The 16,498-nt window shown below is 36.8% G+C and carries 14 protein-coding genes; 2 read left to right on the forward strand and 12 right to left on the reverse strand.

Annotated features, from left to right (window positions below):
- Positions 1–648 precede the first annotated feature (648 nt).
- From EGT49_RS04270 to EGT49_RS04325, 12 genes are all read right to left on the reverse strand, one after another.
- Positions 649–2,586: a M13 family metallopeptidase gene (locus EGT49_RS04270; protein WP_135372004.1), complete on the reverse strand. Its 1,938-nt coding sequence runs from the start codon at positions 2,584–2,586 to the stop codon at positions 649–651.
- Between the two features lie 146 nt (positions 2,587–2,732).
- Positions 2,733–3,197: a universal stress protein gene (locus EGT49_RS04275; protein WP_135371848.1), complete on the reverse strand. Its 465-nt coding sequence runs from the start codon at positions 3,195–3,197 to the stop codon at positions 2,733–2,735.
- An 18-nt stretch (positions 3,198–3,215) separates the two neighbouring features.
- The gene (locus EGT49_RS04280; protein ID WP_135371850.1) at positions 3,216–4,436 is read right to left on the reverse strand and encodes a carboxylate--amine ligase; all 1,221 of its coding nucleotides are present in this window, start codon (positions 4,434–4,436) and stop codon (positions 3,216–3,218) included.
- Between the two features lie 884 nt (positions 4,437–5,320).
- Positions 5,321–7,216, reverse strand: a complete 1,896-nt coding sequence (gene asnB / locus EGT49_RS04285) for an asparagine synthase (glutamine-hydrolyzing) (RefSeq protein ID WP_135371852.1) — start codon at positions 7,214–7,216, stop codon at positions 5,321–5,323.
- Positions 7,217–7,229: 13 nt separating this feature from the next.
- Positions 7,230–8,399, reverse strand: coding sequence for a metallophosphoesterase family protein (locus EGT49_RS04290; RefSeq protein ID WP_135371854.1), 1,170 nt, complete (start codon positions 8,397–8,399; stop codon positions 7,230–7,232).
- Between the two features lie 124 nt (positions 8,400–8,523).
- Entirely contained in the window at positions 8,524–9,048 is a 525-nt protein-coding gene (locus tag EGT49_RS04295; RefSeq protein WP_135371856.1) for a GNAT family N-acetyltransferase, read from the reverse strand.
- Positions 9,049–9,114: 66 nt separating this feature from the next.
- Entirely contained in the window at positions 9,115–9,417 is a 303-nt protein-coding gene (locus EGT49_RS04300; RefSeq protein WP_135371858.1) for a hypothetical protein, read from the reverse strand.
- A gap of 361 nt (positions 9,418–9,778) precedes the next feature.
- Positions 9,779–10,588 (reverse strand): ATP-binding cassette domain-containing protein, encoded by an 810-nt coding sequence (locus EGT49_RS04305; RefSeq protein ID WP_167849751.1) that lies wholly within the window; start codon positions 10,586–10,588, stop codon positions 9,779–9,781.
- The gene (locus EGT49_RS04310) at positions 10,585–11,076 is read right to left on the reverse strand and encodes a hypothetical protein (protein WP_135371862.1); all 492 of its coding nucleotides are present in this window, start codon (positions 11,074–11,076) and stop codon (positions 10,585–10,587) included. Before EGT49_RS04310 ends, EGT49_RS04305 begins: the two co-directional genes overlap by 4 nt.
- A gap of 40 nt (positions 11,077–11,116) precedes the next feature.
- Positions 11,117–11,662, reverse strand: a complete 546-nt coding sequence (locus EGT49_RS04315) for a DNA-3-methyladenine glycosylase I (protein WP_135371864.1) — start codon at positions 11,660–11,662, stop codon at positions 11,117–11,119.
- A 47-nt stretch (positions 11,663–11,709) separates the two neighbouring features.
- A complete protein-coding gene (locus EGT49_RS04320) occupies positions 11,710–12,192 on the reverse strand; it encodes a universal stress protein (protein WP_135371866.1) in 483 nt (160 codons plus the stop codon).
- A gap of 82 nt (positions 12,193–12,274) precedes the next feature.
- A complete protein-coding gene (locus tag EGT49_RS04325; protein WP_135371868.1) occupies positions 12,275–13,387 on the reverse strand; it encodes a glycerate kinase in 1,113 nt (370 codons plus the stop codon).
- A 64-nt stretch (positions 13,388–13,451) separates the two neighbouring features.
- On the opposite strand from EGT49_RS04325, the gene EGT49_RS04330 reads away from it, so the two are divergent.
- On the forward strand, positions 13,452–14,255 hold the full coding sequence (locus EGT49_RS04330; protein ID WP_135371870.1) for a tyrosine-protein phosphatase: 804 nt from the start codon (positions 13,452–13,454) through the stop codon (positions 14,253–14,255).
- 1,038 nt (positions 14,256–15,293) lie between these two features.
- Positions 15,294–16,496 (forward strand): MFS transporter, encoded by a 1,203-nt coding sequence (locus tag EGT49_RS04335; protein ID WP_135371872.1) that lies wholly within the window; start codon positions 15,294–15,296, stop codon positions 16,494–16,496.
- Positions 16,497–16,498: the final 2 nt, after the last annotated feature.

A 16,498-nucleotide genomic window follows, 5' to 3' on the forward strand; every position in this document is an offset into this window, starting at 1 on the left:
TTTTGCCTTGGTTCATACCATCTGACTGATGTCTTAGATCTATAACAAATTAACTTCACTATAATTACTATTAAATCAGTATTTCTCTTGACTTCTGGTAGAAATTTCACCACTGAGCCAAATCGGCTTTACTATTCCGGACTGAATAGAAATTCTATTATTTATTTGCTTTCCATTCCTTTAAAAATAGTGATTCTATTCTGAATCATTACAGGTATTTTTATCGATTATCAAATTCCCCTCAATTCAAAATAGAAGTAATAACATCAAAAAAGGGTCTTACTAAATTGCCACATTTACACAGCGATTTTAATAAGATCCTCTTCTATTTTTAGTGGATTAAAATATTGAGACATTATAACTGTCCAGACTATAAATCTATCTCACAATTACACTGAATAGAACCATATCCCTTTCAGAATTTACAGAAATAATTGCAAAAATCTGAAATCCAGTCTGGAGTAACAGCTCTGGGAAATGCTCAGCCCTGAAATTCCTCTTGGCGCTTTCAGCGCCTAGTGGAAGGCCAATCTTGAAGACAATTCCCGCTTTTGGAATTGGCTCCAAGTTGTGCCCAGAGCTGTTGCGGAAGACGGCATCTAACCACCGCCTAACAAACAGAATCACACTAAAAAATTTAAACTCTTATTACCAAATATTTACTCGTTTATCTTCATCCAACCACATGCCATCTTTTTCTGTAACACCAAAGGCATCATAGAACTCGTTCATGTTTTGCGCTTGAACATTAGCACGTAATGGTGCTGGGGCGTGGACGTCGATTGATAGGAACATTTCGGTCAATTGTTGTGTTGACTTGTTTCTCCAAACTCTGGCCCAGTTGATGAAGAAAGCTTTGACGTCGAAGTCTGAATCGGATTTAGCGGCTTCTAAGGCACAACGAAGTCCTCCGACATCAGCGACGTTCTCACTAACTACTAGTTTTCCGTTAACTTTATGACCGGCGTATGGAATTCCTTCGAATTCTTCGATCATCTTTTGAGTTAACTGCTTGAACTTGCTGTAGTCTTCTTCAGTCCACCAGTTGTTCATATTACCGTACTCATCGAATTGAGCACCGTTGTTATCGAAGGCATGTGAAATTTCATGGGCGATAACGGCACCGATTCCTCCGAAGTTTTGGGAATTAGTTTGTTTCAAACTGTAGAATGGTGCTTGCAAAATGGCAGCTGGGAAGGTGATGTCATTTCTTGATGGATCATAACAAGCATTGACCATATGACCTGGCATCAACCACTTCTTGCGATCGACTGGTTCGTGATATTGATCTAAGTTATGTTGAGCGACTATCTTTCTAATTCTTGAGACGTTGTCATACAAGGAATCATTTTCGTTGATTTCAAATTTGTCGTAAAGTGGGTCGACCTTATCTGGGTATCCAACCTTGATAACAATTTTTTCAAGTTTAACGATAGCTTTCTTCTTAGTATCTTCACTCAACCAATCATTTTCTGAAAGTCTGGCTTCGTACACGGCAATCATTTTCTTGACCATGTTACGAACATCTTCTTTGGCTTGTTCACCAAAGTATTTTTGACCGTAGTAAGTACCAACAACTTGACTGAAAATACCAGCGGCAAAGTTGTAAGCATACTTAGTTCTATTCTTCAATTCCTTGGCACCACTGAGGGCAAGGTTGTATTCACCGATAACTTGACGGAATTCTTCATCCAAAATCGAAGCATTACCAGTTAAGAATTTAACCATCATCCAAGCTTTGATATTTTCAAAAGTATCAGCGTTAACTAATTTATTCAAATTATCCAAATATCTTGGTTCGGTGATGATTACTTTTTCTGGTGTGTCGTTAACTGAATCTACTACTAAGCTCTTCAAATCTAGGACATCAGATTTCTTAGTAAACTCGTCAAAGTCCATTGGATTGTAAACTTTTGTATAATCAGCCCACTCTTCAGAACTTTTTACGATTGGTACCAATGATTTATCGAATTCCAAAGCCTTTGAAACAATTTCCTTAGCTTCATCCAACTTGTAGCCGATCATTGAAAGCAAGCGACCAGCGACGTCAGCATATTTAGCAAGTAATTGCTTACCAGATTCATTGTCATCAGTATAGTAACTCTTGTCAGGCAAAATCAAACCTGCACCATTGATGTAAACGACATTTTTAGCCGTATCTTTCATATCAGCATCAATGCCCAAATCAATTGGCAAGCTAAAGCCGTCTTTGGACAAGGCAGCCAAGCCATCACTCAAGTCCTTTAAACTGTTTAAGTCAGTGATACGTTGCATATCCTTCAAGATTGGTTGTTGGTGGAACTTACTCAAATGTTCCACATTATTAGCCAAACGATACAATTTCACTGCTTGTAAAAGTTTTGGATCAGTTACTTTCTTTTCATCATTAGCGAACTCGTGGAAGTCCTTCATCAGTGTCTTTTCAACACCCTCATCCAAATCTGTGAAACCACCAGTTCTTGATTTGTCAGCTGGAATAACGGCCTTTTCTTGCCAAGCCCCATTAACTGCCAAATACAAATTATCTTTATAATCGGCGGGTTTAGCATTGATTAAATCCCCTGCACCACCGATAACTTTATTCATTAACAAATTCTTCACCGCCTATTAATTTTAAAGAATACTATAACACTAATTACTTTTTATTAGAATAATTTTCATTTTTATCATTTCAACTTAATTTAAATTACGAAAAAAGATGCCAAAAATTTTTGGCATCTTCAATTTTCATATTATCTAATAACACTAACAGAAACATTAGCGTTATTAACGATTTTAGCTGCTTGTGAACCGATCGTATTACGGTTTCTGTTCTTCTTTTCAACACCGACAATAACCAAATCAGGTTGGAACTTAGGGATTACTTGTTCAGAAATAACTGTTCCGGGACCACCTTCAGTAACCATCAAGTGAACATTTTCAACGCCGTATTCTTTTGCTTTTTGTCCATAAACTTCAAGCAATTTTTTAATTTCTTCACGACGTTCTGTCAAAACATCTGGATCTAGAGATTGGAAAATATTCAAATCTCCTGTTTCAAGTACTGAAACAATACCCAACTCAGCCTTGTAATGTTTTGCTAAAGAACAAGCATAATTAAAGGCATTTTTTGATGACTCAAAATCATCAGAATCAACACAGATCAAAATCTTAGAATACTCAATTTTCTTAACTTTGTATTCCTTTAATTCATCCATATAGGTAAACCCCCTCGGTTATTTAAAGTCGCGTCCTTTATTTTCCTGGAAGTATTTATCAAATCTCTTAACATAATTGTGGAACATATATGTCAACAGCAACCAGCGTCTAAAGGAGTTGTCTTTGCTATAGAAAACAGTTGTACCAACACGGTCTTGCTTGATAAGTTCGTCAGCATACTTAGTTGCATCATTTTCAGCAGCGTACTTGTTAAAGACTTTTTCAGGCACACCTAACCAAAGCTTATGTTGCGCCTTATTCTTATTAGCGTAGACAGTTGGTTCATTTTCCAAGCTACCTTCAATATAATCTTCAACCACATATTTGGCAAGATTATAGCCATTGAGCGTAACAAAGAAACTACTTCTACCTTGGCGCAAGTTGATTTCAAAGAATTTGAACGTGTCATCACGCGAGTCATATTTCATATCAAAGTTGGCGTAACCAGTGAATTCAATATCTTCAAGGAATTTTTGAACTTGATCATAAACATCTTGGTTAAATTCAGGGATAATGGCAACGTAATTACCGATCGATTGTGGTGTAGGATCTTCCAAAATTGGGTGTCCTAAACACATCATCTTCACGTGATGATCTTGATCAACATAGGCATTCAAAACACGCATGTTAGAGTCGTCCCCAGGAATAAAGTCCTGAAGGATCAAGTCAGATTTATAACCATTATCATAAATTTTACCGACAATTGTCATATATTCTTCTTGAGAATGAATTATGAAAGCCTTTTTACGTCCTTCAAAATGAATATCCAACCATTCAACACTATTGGCAGGTTTTAAAGCAACTGGAAATTCGAAAGGAACATCCAAGTCGGACTTGTTTTCGTACATGTCTTTAGTGATGATTTTTGTCAATGGATGTGGCAAACCATGTTTATCGGCAACGTGATAGAAACTCTCTTTGTTGTTCAATGACTTCAATAAGTCATAGTCAACATAAGGGCAGACAAAGGTCTTTGACAATTCATCTTTATGCTTGCTGATAAGTTCAGCATAACCGTCCCCACAACCAATTAAAATAACTGGTTCATCATGGTTTTGATAAACTTTCGCAATTTCACGCATTTTTTCGATGAAAACAGGGTCTTCAGAAAATCCTGAATAAAGAGTTAAGTCTAATATTTTTGTAAATCTAGTTGGTGCTAATTGAATTTCGGCATAGGCCTTTACAGTGCCACCATAAAGTTCATGGAAAGCTCGGGCCATTCCATATACGTTCATATCACTACCCAAAAGAATGGGTGTGAACTTTTTTCCTGATTCAGTTTCGATAGGGATCAACCTCTTACTATATTAATTCTATTTTTAAAATTACACACATTTCACACAAAATTATACCATACTCAATCTAGCACAACGAGCTTGGCATTAATACTAAAATTTTGAGGTTTATTGTTTTCTTAAATTATTATTTTAATTTATGGATAGTTTTTGTTCCTTAGTTTGGGTGGTGGTAGGATGCCGTCTTCCGCGACAGTCCTGGGAAACGCTGGAACGCTGTGGGGCGACTTGGAGCCAATTTCAAACCCGGAAATTGTCTTCAAGCTCACCCTTCCACGTAAGCGCTAAGTGGAATTTCACGGCTGAGCATTTCCCAGGACTGTCGCTCCAGACTATAGAACAATTCTAATTTTTATTGAGGTAATAGCTTATGGGATTGGTGTATTACGTTCTATTCCGAATTCGATTTAGATTTTTGCTCTTCATAACTTAATTGAGAAATTCTATTCCAATCCTCCAGAACTGTTTTCCAAAATAGTGTGACACCAATTGAAAATACATTTCCATAAAAATCAGAACATAGGTTAATTCCAATAGAACATCTATTTCTAATAGAATGGAAATCAAATAACCCATAGATCCGTTATTCAGCACCGGAGCAACAAAGCTGATGGGCTCAGATGTGAAATTATTCTTAGCAATTTATTGCTTAGAATAAGGTCGAGCTTTGAAATGCCGCGAACTTTGCGGTAGTTCAAAGTCGGCCCAGCACGTTGCCGCCCAATCAGCTTTGTTGCGGAGGAGCGGCATACTACCTCCCCCATCAAAAAAAGCCGATTCAATATATAAATCAGCTTTTCATCAAACAAAAAATTAAATTAAAATTATCCCACTTTAACTTGTGGATCGACATCTGGTTTCTTGCCACCGTCGATAAAGAAAACCTTGTACCAAATTAAGAAAGTATAAATTGTCCATACTTTTCTACGATCGTCGTTTTCACCACGATAACAACCATCTAACATCTTCAAGATGGCATCTTGGTCAAAGAACTCACCCGCAAAATCAGCACTGAATAACTCGCGGAATTTTTCGTAAACTTCCTTAGTCTTGATCCAATCTCTAATTGGAACTGGGAAGCCTAATTTTTCTCGCTTAGCCCATTCGTCTGGTAAAGCTCTTTCAGCAGCAACTCTTAATGCATACTTGCTGTCCTTGCTGTTCAAAAGATACTTCGTTGGAATTCCTGATGCCACTTTGGCTACTTCTTTATCCAAGAATGGCACACGTAATTCCATCGAATTTGCCATACTCATACGATCGGCTTTTAATAAGATATCGTTTGACATGAATTGGTGTAGGTCAAGATATTGCATCTTCTTAACTTCATCGTTATAACCACTAACTTTGCTATAACTTCTCATAACGATGTCTTTAACTGAACGTGATTTCTCAAATTCTGGTTTAACTAGATCAGCTGCTTCTTTTTCAGTGAAGATCTTGGCTTGACCAATAAAGAATTCTTCTGCTTTAGCAGTTGATTCATACAAATGTAGTCTTCCAGGGAAGTTTGGCATTTTCTTTAAACCATGAGCTAACTTGTACTTCACACCTTTTGGTAAATGCTTCAAATCTTCAGCAACTACTCGAATTACTTTTGAATGTGAATGGAAACCATAATTTGCATAACCAGCAAACAATTCATCGGCACCTTCACCTGATAGTATAACGGTAACGTCGCGGCTAGCTAACTTGGTCAAAAAGTAAAGTGGTATACATGAAGGATTTGAGTCTGGCTCATCCATATAGTATTGAATTAATGGAATGGACTTGACCGCTTCCTCTTTTGTAACGATACCACGAGTATTCTCGAGTCCTAGCTTGTCTGCTAGCATTTTAGCAGCGGTTCCTTCTTCATAAGTACTTGTATCAAAGTCAATCGAATAAGTATGTTGTGGCTTCAAAATAGCTGTTACATAACTTGAATCGACCCCACTTGAAAGTAATGAGCCAACTGGTACATCACTGATTGAGTGTTCATTAACTGATTCACGAATTGATTTGTCGATTCGCTTAACAGTTTCTTCAAATGATAAGTTATTAGCTTTAAAGGACATATCCCAGTACTTCTTGATACTTAACTTGCCATTCTTGAAAGTGAAGTAGTGACCTTCAGGAATACGGAAAACATTTTTAAAGAATGTTTCGTGTAAAGCTGAGTATTGGAAAGTCAAATATGGTTTCAAAGCAGCTTTGTTCAATTCTTTTTTAAAGTTTGGTTCTTTCAAGAATGACTTGATTTCTGAACCAAAGATAAAGGTGCCTTCACGGTTGTAATAATAAAGTGGCTTGATACCGAAGAAATCCCTTGCTCCAGTAATGTCACCAGTTTTTAAATCATAAATGACGAAAGCAAACATCCCACGAATCTTCTTCAAAAGATCTTCGATACCCCATTCTTCAAAACCATGAAGGAGGACCTCAGTATCTGTGTCAGTTGTAAAAACATGACCAGCTTTCTTTAATTCTTTTCTAACATCTTTAAAGTTGTAAATTTCACCGTTGAAAATCACGGCTTTTGATCTGTCTTCGTTGTAAATAGGTTGCATACCACTACTAATATCGATAATGCTCAAACGACGAAAGCCTAGTGCTGCATCACCATCAACTAGTTCACCAGAACTATTTGGACCACGATGTTTGATTGTATCCATCATCGCTTCAATTACAGGCTTCTTGTCTGCAATATTCTTATCTACGAATCCGACAATTCCACACATAAAAATTTCTCCCTTATATTTCAAAACTTACATATCTTGTAGCGGCTCCGTAACCGAAAATCTGTAAGCGCAATTTGTTCGGGTCGATATTAATGAAATAGCCTGCTAATTCTGAAATTTCATTATAACGTCTATCCCATTTTTTATTATAGTCAGTTGTTAAACCATGTTTCTTTCCCATTAAGGCCGAACAATTTAATATTATATGATTAATTTCAGAAACTTTGTAGTTTTTTTCATAATGCATATGTCCACAAATATAGGTCGTAACTTTTGAAATGCCTGTAGATGAGAAATCATAGCGTAAATTCACTCCAAAATCTCCCGTTAATTCATTTTTCAATTGTCCTGAGGTCTTATTGTTAAAGCTTACTAGCAGCTGTTGAATCAAGTCACCGTTGAAGTTTAAAGCACTTCGGCCACTGGGACTAATAATGTTAGCGTGTCCCATCATGACAACATGCTTATCAACCGTCTGTTCCAAGATTGTAATTAAATCTTCCAGTTGTTGTTCTCTGACTCCACGAACTTTCTTAAAATCGTATTTCTTTGAACCATTGCTTAGTATATAAGGAATATCGCTAGTATCAATAAAAATGACTCGGATGTCACCTTTGTCGAACCAGCCGACTTTCGAAACGGGATTGAGACGATGAATCTGTGGTTGATCAAAGTTATATTGTGTTACTAATGAATCATAATCGTCACGATGAAATGAGGCCGAGCCAAAGAAACGATGCTCATCATACTTGTCATTCTCATCGTGGTTTCCTTCTAGAAGATAAAATGGTGGCTTACTGTTTTGGTAATTTTCCACCGCAAATTGCAACAAACCGCGACTAATCTCAGGTTTGTCACTGCCATCGATCAAATCTCCTAGATGCACATTTAAATCTAAACCAACGGCATTACTGACAGCATTGGCTTCAATGATATGTCGTGCACCGTTGATTCCATAATAGGAGGCACTCGCAATCGCTTTAGCATGGGTATCTGTCAAAACGGATAAAGTCAACGTATCGTCAGTGACATTCGGCTTGACGTTTGTGTCATAGACACCTTGTATATAGTCAGTGACGAATGGTCTAGGCTTTAAGCGTTTTAAAAACAGATCCGTTTGTGCTGAAACGAATTCTGCTGGTTTAGGGTTCAACATCTTTCTTGCAATATTTTTGATTTTCAATTTTTTTATCTCCAATATCCAATAACTGGAAACGAATTATAGAATTATAGTAAAAAAACCATCTTAACGATGGTCTCTTAGTCCAATTATATCCCAAAGATTTGAAAAATAATCTTTAGAAGCCTTACTTTAAAAGAATTTGGTAGGCTTTTCTAATACCATGATCTTCATCCATCGTTATGGTACCTTTTTCCACAAACCCATTACTAGTAATTACGTGTTGCATTACTAAATTATCGGGATGTGTATCGATTCTAACGTCTTGATAACCTAAGTAATGAGAAATAGTCAATAATTGTTGAATCAAAGCACTCGAAAGGTGTTGACCTTGATGGCCTGGTTCAACAGCTATACGGTGAATAATGGAATAAGTTACGTCGGAATTACTAGACCACTCACCAGAAGTCATGTCTTGATAATTCTTATCATAACCTTGTTGCAAAGCAGCAGATCCCACTACCTCACCATCTAGTATTAAAACATAACTTATGTCCTCTTGAATATCTCGTTTCAGGATTTCTTGATCAGGATAACCTGCTTGCCATTGATCAACACCGCGGTCCTTCAGGGTTTTCTTGGCCCCATCGATGATGTCAATAATCTTTGGCAAATCGTCAACTGTTGCTTGACGCAAATAAATGTTGCTCATAAAATTGCCTCCTTACTTCATCAAGACATTAAAACAAAAAATAATACCTCATTGCAATACTTTTTATCAACTTTTCCTATTTCTTTTGTAAATAAAGCTACTAATCAAAAACAAGACCAACGAATAGGCCAACGTTTGACCGGAAACTGGTAACAAACTCACAATCGAAGCAGTACTGTGCAAGTTGGTAATCAATTCTGACAATGGTGGAAAGAGAATCTGCACCGGTTTGAAAATAGAAATCACGCTACCGGATAAGGCTAAGTAGACGAAAACTAAAATTCCTATTTGACCGAAACTTGAATGATTGTACCACTGAGTTTTAAATAAAGCTGCGATTGAACCTCCTAAGATTCCTACCGAAATCAAAGTTAGTACTCCTACTAAGTCCAAAATAATGTCAGGACTGAAAATTTGACTGAAAGCAAAAATCAAAATTCCTGAAATTAAATTGGAGATTATTATCGTTAAAAACTGGCTAAAGAATTCCGCCCAGTAGCTATCTACCTTTTGTTTTAAATAATGATTATATTTTTTATCGTAATAATATAAATTCATCGTTGAAAATAATGATAAAAAGAATATCCCTATTAATAATAGGCTATATTTCTCATGAGAATCAATACTTAATAATTTATCAGCTGTTAATCCAAAGACAATGATGGAGAAAAGTAAAGTTAAATAGAGAAAATTTTGAAAAATAAACTGCAAATAGTTCTTCAATAAAAGTTTAATGATGCTCCACCTCCACAAATTGATAATTGAGGGCAATCATCTGACTGACGATTTTATCTTTGAGTTGTGCTGGAACTTGCATTTGCAACAAGTTATTCTGATTACTCGTCACATACTTGAACAATTCTTTGGTAATCGCGATTGAGTCAGCGTGAATTCTAAACTGCAAGTTTTCGGTCGCCACTTTTTCCGGAGTAACTAAGCGACCATTCTTTAATTGATATTGTGTCGTCAAAATTTTTTCTACATTAGGACTAAATTGACTGGCACTGATGATAATGCCTGAACCATTGTCCTTTAGGTCCTGAATCATATCGAGCATGTTTAATATTGTTTCATCGGTTTGAAAAATGAATGGCTCATCTAGTAACAAGACGTTGGGATGACCGACAACGGCTGCTAAAAAGCCAATTTTTCTCTGTGTGCCGAGTGATAATTGATTGACGTTGCGGTCTAAATAAGGACTCAGGCGCAAATAAGTTATCATCGCATCCATTTGATCTTTACGGACAGCTAACTTCTTGGAAAGTTTTCGAATCTGTTCCAAATATTTTCTGGTCGTTTGATAAATTTCTTGAGGATCTTGTTGTGGTAAGTAACCGATTCTTACCCCCGGAGTGTAATTAATTTCTCCACTATCAACTTTTCTATCGTCTGCAATTGCTTCTAAAAGCTGTGTTTTGCCGCTGCCGTTGTCGCCACTGATGCCAATGATCTCTTTTTGAGCTAAAGAAAAAGCTACATGCTTAAATGCAAAGTAGCCCTCATTTTGCAATGATAAATCATTGACTGATATTAATTTCATTTTTGCCATTCCTCAACGGCTTTTGCTGCCAAACCAATCGAAAGAATTGCATCTTTTGAAACTGAATTTCTCACATCAGCGACAATGGTGTTATCGTAAACGGCTCCAATTACAGTAAAGGCAAAACTTATCAAATTGATATCGGTCATCACTTTATAATCCCCACCAGCATATGGGTCTTCGTGGTTATATGTAAAATTGATCTCATGTCCCATTAGTGAACCATCAACGTGGTTAACTTGAACGCGGTCATGTAATTGATTCAATTTGTGATCGGGATGTTGCAGGGTTAAGCGATGGTCTGATTCATTTTGATAGTAGTCATCTTCAGTCATTTCAAAATAATCTTTGATTGGCTTTCTCAAAACTTCTAGTGAATCCAAGATATCATAAACTTTTTGGGCATCAAATTTTTCAGATTTATCTTCAATCTTTTTTCGATTTTCATAAAGCCCTTCGGCTAATTTGCTAATAGTTTCAGAATTCATAAACATTTATCCTCCGTCTTCAATACCATTATACTAATTTTTACTTGTAATTACAGGAATCTAAGTGGTCATTGATCACACCGACTGCCTGCAAAAATGAATAAATAATCGTCGGTCCCACAAACTTAAAACCACGTTTCTTCAAATCACGACTGATTTTTTGTGACAATGGCGTCTGTGCTGGAACTTCACTCATATCACTATAATGATTAATTATCGGCTGATTATCAACAAAATTCCAAATATAATCAGAAAATTTTTCACCTTTTTGATGCATTGCCACAATTAACTTAGCATTATTGATTGAAGAATCGATTTTCAAATGATTACGAATAATCCCTGAATCTTTTAACAAGGTGTCTTTTTTTATTTGGTCAAAAGCTGCCACTTTGTCTACATCAAAGTTTTCATACGCTTGTTGATAATTTTGGCGACGTTTAATAATAGTTGCCCATGACAAGCCCGCTTGAGCGCCTTCTAAAATCAACATTTCAAAAAAATAATTTTCATCATGACTAATTTTGCCCCATTCGTTATCATGATAAGCTTGCATCTCTTTTGAACTATTAGCCCACTCACAACGCATATTTTCCACCTAACAAAAAAGCCGGCAATCGCCAGCTTCTTAAAATTTTATTTTTTATCAACGATCTTCTTATTATCACTATCAGTTCTAACAATAATCACATCGGTTCTAGCATTTCTAGTAACGTACTCAGAAACGGAACCAACTAATAATCTTGTCACAGCGTTCATACCGGTAGATCCGATCATGATCAAATCGTTCTTATATTCTTCAACGAATTCTTGAGAAATGACGGTCTTTGGTTCACCAAAACGAACGTGGATGTCGATATCTTCTTCTTTGAATCCACCACTAATGGCACCATCTTTCAATTCATTGAGATACTTTTGAGCATCTTCAGAAAGTTGGTAGATGACATCCCCATTCAACATTCCACCGTGCAAACCAATAAATTGCTTCGTATCTAGGACTGTTAATACATCGATGTGTCCGCCGTTCATTTGTGCAACTGTTACGGCCTTTTTAAAAGCCATTTCTGCTTCTTTTGATCCATCTACTGGAACCAAAATTTTCTTATAATCTTGTTCCATAATTCAATCCTCCAATGCACTTATTAACTACTTACTATTTTAAGATTAATGCATTCATAATAATTATTCAATATTTTACCAGTTATTTGAAAGCCTTTAAAGTCCTCACTAACTGGTTGGAAACTGATTCATAATTTTCAAACATTGTCATTTCATCATCGTATTCGGTCATCTGGGTCGAAAAGATTCCGGTGAAAAGCTGCTCATAGCTTTGAAAATCGTCGACAAAGCTATTACACAACGCAAATGTCGGTATCTTCGAGGCTTCCGCAATTCGACTCAAGTGATACAGCACGTCATCATGCATTGACTCTCGAGAAATTTTATCCGTCGCAGTTACCAAAACATTAGCTGAGCGAATCGTTTCATCCATCCCAGTAACTTTGACGATCCATTCAAAAGACGACCTAAAAATACGTGCATCAATCATCGCAAACGCCCCTGCCAGTGTCTTGATCGAATCTGAATGTGGCATCGGGTGTATATCTAAATTATACTTCTGATTTATTTTTTCAGTAATAAAAACTAAATTATCTTCTAAAAAACCACGCTGTGTTTCGTTCAAATAATTCACCGTATCGACTAACTTCTTAGTTGTTGAATAATTCAACAACACGGTAATTCTAGTTCGGCGACCTAGTAATTCGTAGACATCGTCCAAATCCACCTTATAAGCGTTAATCAGTGGGTTTTCTCCTTCAGGGATAAGTTTACCGTCCTCATCGTAAATCTTTGCTCCTAAGGCTTGTAGAGCTCCTAAGCCCCCATCGGCCACGGCTGTCTTACCCAAACAGATAACAATATTTCTCAAACCGTCACTGACCGCATCCATGATGAATTCCCCCAAACCATAGCTAGTCGCATGGAACAATTCATTGCGTGATTTCTCTTTCGCAAGGTCAACCCCAACTACTTGCTCAGAATCCATAATCGCGGTATCTTGGTTATCGACTTTGGTAACTAAATATCGTCCTTGACGATTCTGCCAGAAAGCATCAAAAAAGGAGAGTTCTTCCCACTGTCCACCAATCGTTTGGGCAACGAGTGCGGGCATCCCATCTTTACTGTCAGTCACAGGCATAGTAACGATCTGAGCTTGCGGCATGGCACGGGAGATTCCGCTATAAATAGCCTGACCAATTTTGGCCGAGCTAACATTATTACTATATTTTCCAGGTGCGATAATGAACTTCATGATAGGATGACTCTTCCTTTTTGATATAATAATGTAATGAAATAAAATTTATAGAGGTACGCTAATGAATAACGATGACAAACGCGTTTTGAACCTTGAAAAGGGTGTTAATTTCCGTGAATTAGGTGGATATAAGACAGTCGACGACAAAACTATCAAATATCACAAAGTTATTAGATCTGCTGGTTTAAGTGATTTAACGACCAACGATCTCAATTTTTTAGACAAATACGGCTTGAAGTTTGATGTCGACTTCCGTTCACAAGAAGAAATCAACAACAAACCAGATAAGCTACCAAAAAATGCTGAATACGTGCAAGCTTCTGTCTTTGAGGCCGACGAAACTGAAGCTTCAAAAGTTCAAAGTAAGAGTTTCATCCCCGAAATCGGTGGTGATCCAACTGATGGCTTCGAACATATGAAAGACGTTTACCGTGATATTATCACAGGCCAACAGGCAAAGAGTGCTTATCGAACATTTTTTGATAAATTATTAACAAATGACCAAGATGACAAAGTCTTACTTTTCCATTGTAGTGCCGGAAAAGATCGGACCGGTATGGGAGCGGTCTACTTGTTGAGTGCTTTAGGAGTACCAATGAACGTTATCAAACAAGACTACTTATTGACTAACCAAGCCAACAAACAATTTGTCGATAATTTGATCAAAACACTTCAAACAAAAGGCTACACCGACAAAAACATCCTCAGTTCCGTCCGTGATTTAATGACCGTTCACACTGATTATTTAGCTGCGGCTGAAAAAGAAATCGCCGAATTGTCTGGTAATATAGACAATTATATCAAAGATGAATTAAAGGTAATTCCTTCAGAGATAAGAGATTTACGAGCAATATATTTAAATTAATATTTTAAATCAAATTTTAATAATATTAGTGTCACACTTTCTTCACATTTGGTGTCTATCATGATATTTGTAAGTTAAAGGAAAGAACTTTTAGCTTACTTCTCCTTTTTAAAATTATCTTCATATAGAAAACCGAAATAGAAAAATCTCATAATATATAAATCTCGTAATCCACCCTTCCTCCCTGATATGTGGATTACCTAAATAATCTAAGTAACCAACTATTGATCCCCTTCAATGGTTGGCTATTTTTTTGTGTTTTGGTTTTGGTTGATAGTTTTTATTCCTTAGTTTGGGTGGTGGGTGATTGCCGTCTTCCGCGACAGTCCTGGGAAACGCTGGAACGCTGTGGGCACAACTTGAAGCCAATTCCAGGCCCGGGAATTGTCTCCAAGATTGGCCTTTTTGTAAATGCTAAAGCATTAACAAAAATTTCACGGCTGAGCATTTCCCAGGACTGTCGCTCCAGACTATAGAACAATTCTAATTTCTATTGAGGTAATATCTTGTGGGATTGGCGTATTGTGTTCTATTCCGAACTTGTTTTGGATTTTTTGCTCTTCATAATTTAATTGTTTAAAGAATAGAAATTCTATTCCAATTTCTCCAAAACTGTTTTCCAAAATAGTGTGACACTAATTAAAAATCTAATTCCATAAAAATAAGAACATAGGTTAATTCCAATAGAACATCTATTTCTAATAGAATGGAAATCAAATAATTCATAGATCCGATACTTAGCACCGGAGCAACAAAGCTGATGGGCTCAGATGTGAAATTATTCTTAGCAATTTATTGCTTAGAATAAGGTCGAGCTTTGAAATGCCGCGAACTTTGCGGTAGTTCAAAGTCGGCCCACATCGTTCCAGCCCAATCAGCTTTGTTGCGGAGGAGCGGCATACTACACCCCACCATCAAACAGAACAAAATAAATCTTCCACAGGTACTTTTTAGTATCTACCCCACTTTAAAGTGCGTAGTTGTTTATTTATCCCAACCCCATATAATGATACTCATGACTTAGGAGGATTAATTATTATGAATAAAAAAGTTTCATCTACTTGGATTCTTTTGTCATTAGCCATCAGTGCTTTTGCAATTGGATCAACTGAATTTATCAGTGTTGGAATCATGCCTTTGCTTACTAAAACTTTTGGCATCAGTCTGGCACAAGGAGGCCTAACAGTTTCCATTTACGCTATCGGGATCATGTTCGGTGCACCGATTTTAGCTTTGGTTACTAATCGTTGGGACCGTAAGAAATTGCTGATTGGTATCATGATCAGTTTTATCATCGGTAACTTATTGTCTGCTTTGGCTCCTAACTTCACTATTCTTTTGGCTGGTCGAGTTATCGCTGCTTTATCACATGGGATTTTTATGACGATTGCTTCATTGATTGCGGCTGACGTTGTTGCTCCTAATAAGCGTGCTTCAGCCATTGCGGTTATGTTCACCGGTTTGACAGTTGCCACTATTACTGGTGTGCCAATCGGTACTTTTATCGGTCAAACTTTTAATTGGCGAATGTCATTTCTATTTTTAGTTGCTTTAGGTTTAATTGGTTTGATTACCAACATAATTTTGGTTCCTAACAAATTGCCATTACCTAAGCCAACTAGTGTTAGTGGTATTTGGAAAATTCTCAAACAACCACAATTGTTACTAATTCTGTTAGTAACTTCTTTAGGTTATGGCGCAACTTTCCCAGTTTACACATACTTATCCACAATTTTGAATAAAAATATGAATTGGTCACAAAGTGCTATCGTGATTATTCTGATTTTCTACGGCGTGACAGTCGCAATTGGTAACACGCTCGGTGGAAAATGGGCTAACAAGTCACCGTTATCTGCTTTATTAAAGATGTTTCTTGGTTTAGGTGTGGCTTTAGTCGTGGTCCGCTTAACTATCAATTTCCACTTCTTAGGTTTGTTGGCAATCTTATTATTAGGACTTTTCGCTTTTATGAACGTACCTGGATTACAACTATACATCGTTCAATTGGCTGAAAAATATACTCCTAACGAAGTTCCCTTGGCTTCAGCTTTGAATATTTCTGCTTTCAACGTTGGTATCACTTTGGGATCAACTATTGGTGGGCAAGCAGTTGCTCACAATCAACTCATTAACACACCTTGGATTGGAATTGGAATGTTGGTACTCGGCATTCTTCTGATTGCCATTTTGAAACGAATGGAAAAAGATCCTGAACCAAAATTAGATTTAGAGAATTGCTAAGA

Origin of the sequence: Companilactobacillus suantsaicola (genome assembly GCF_004745525.1) — a bacterium.
GTDB classification, from domain to species: Bacteria; Bacillota; Bacilli; order Lactobacillales; family Lactobacillaceae; genus Companilactobacillus; species Companilactobacillus suantsaicola.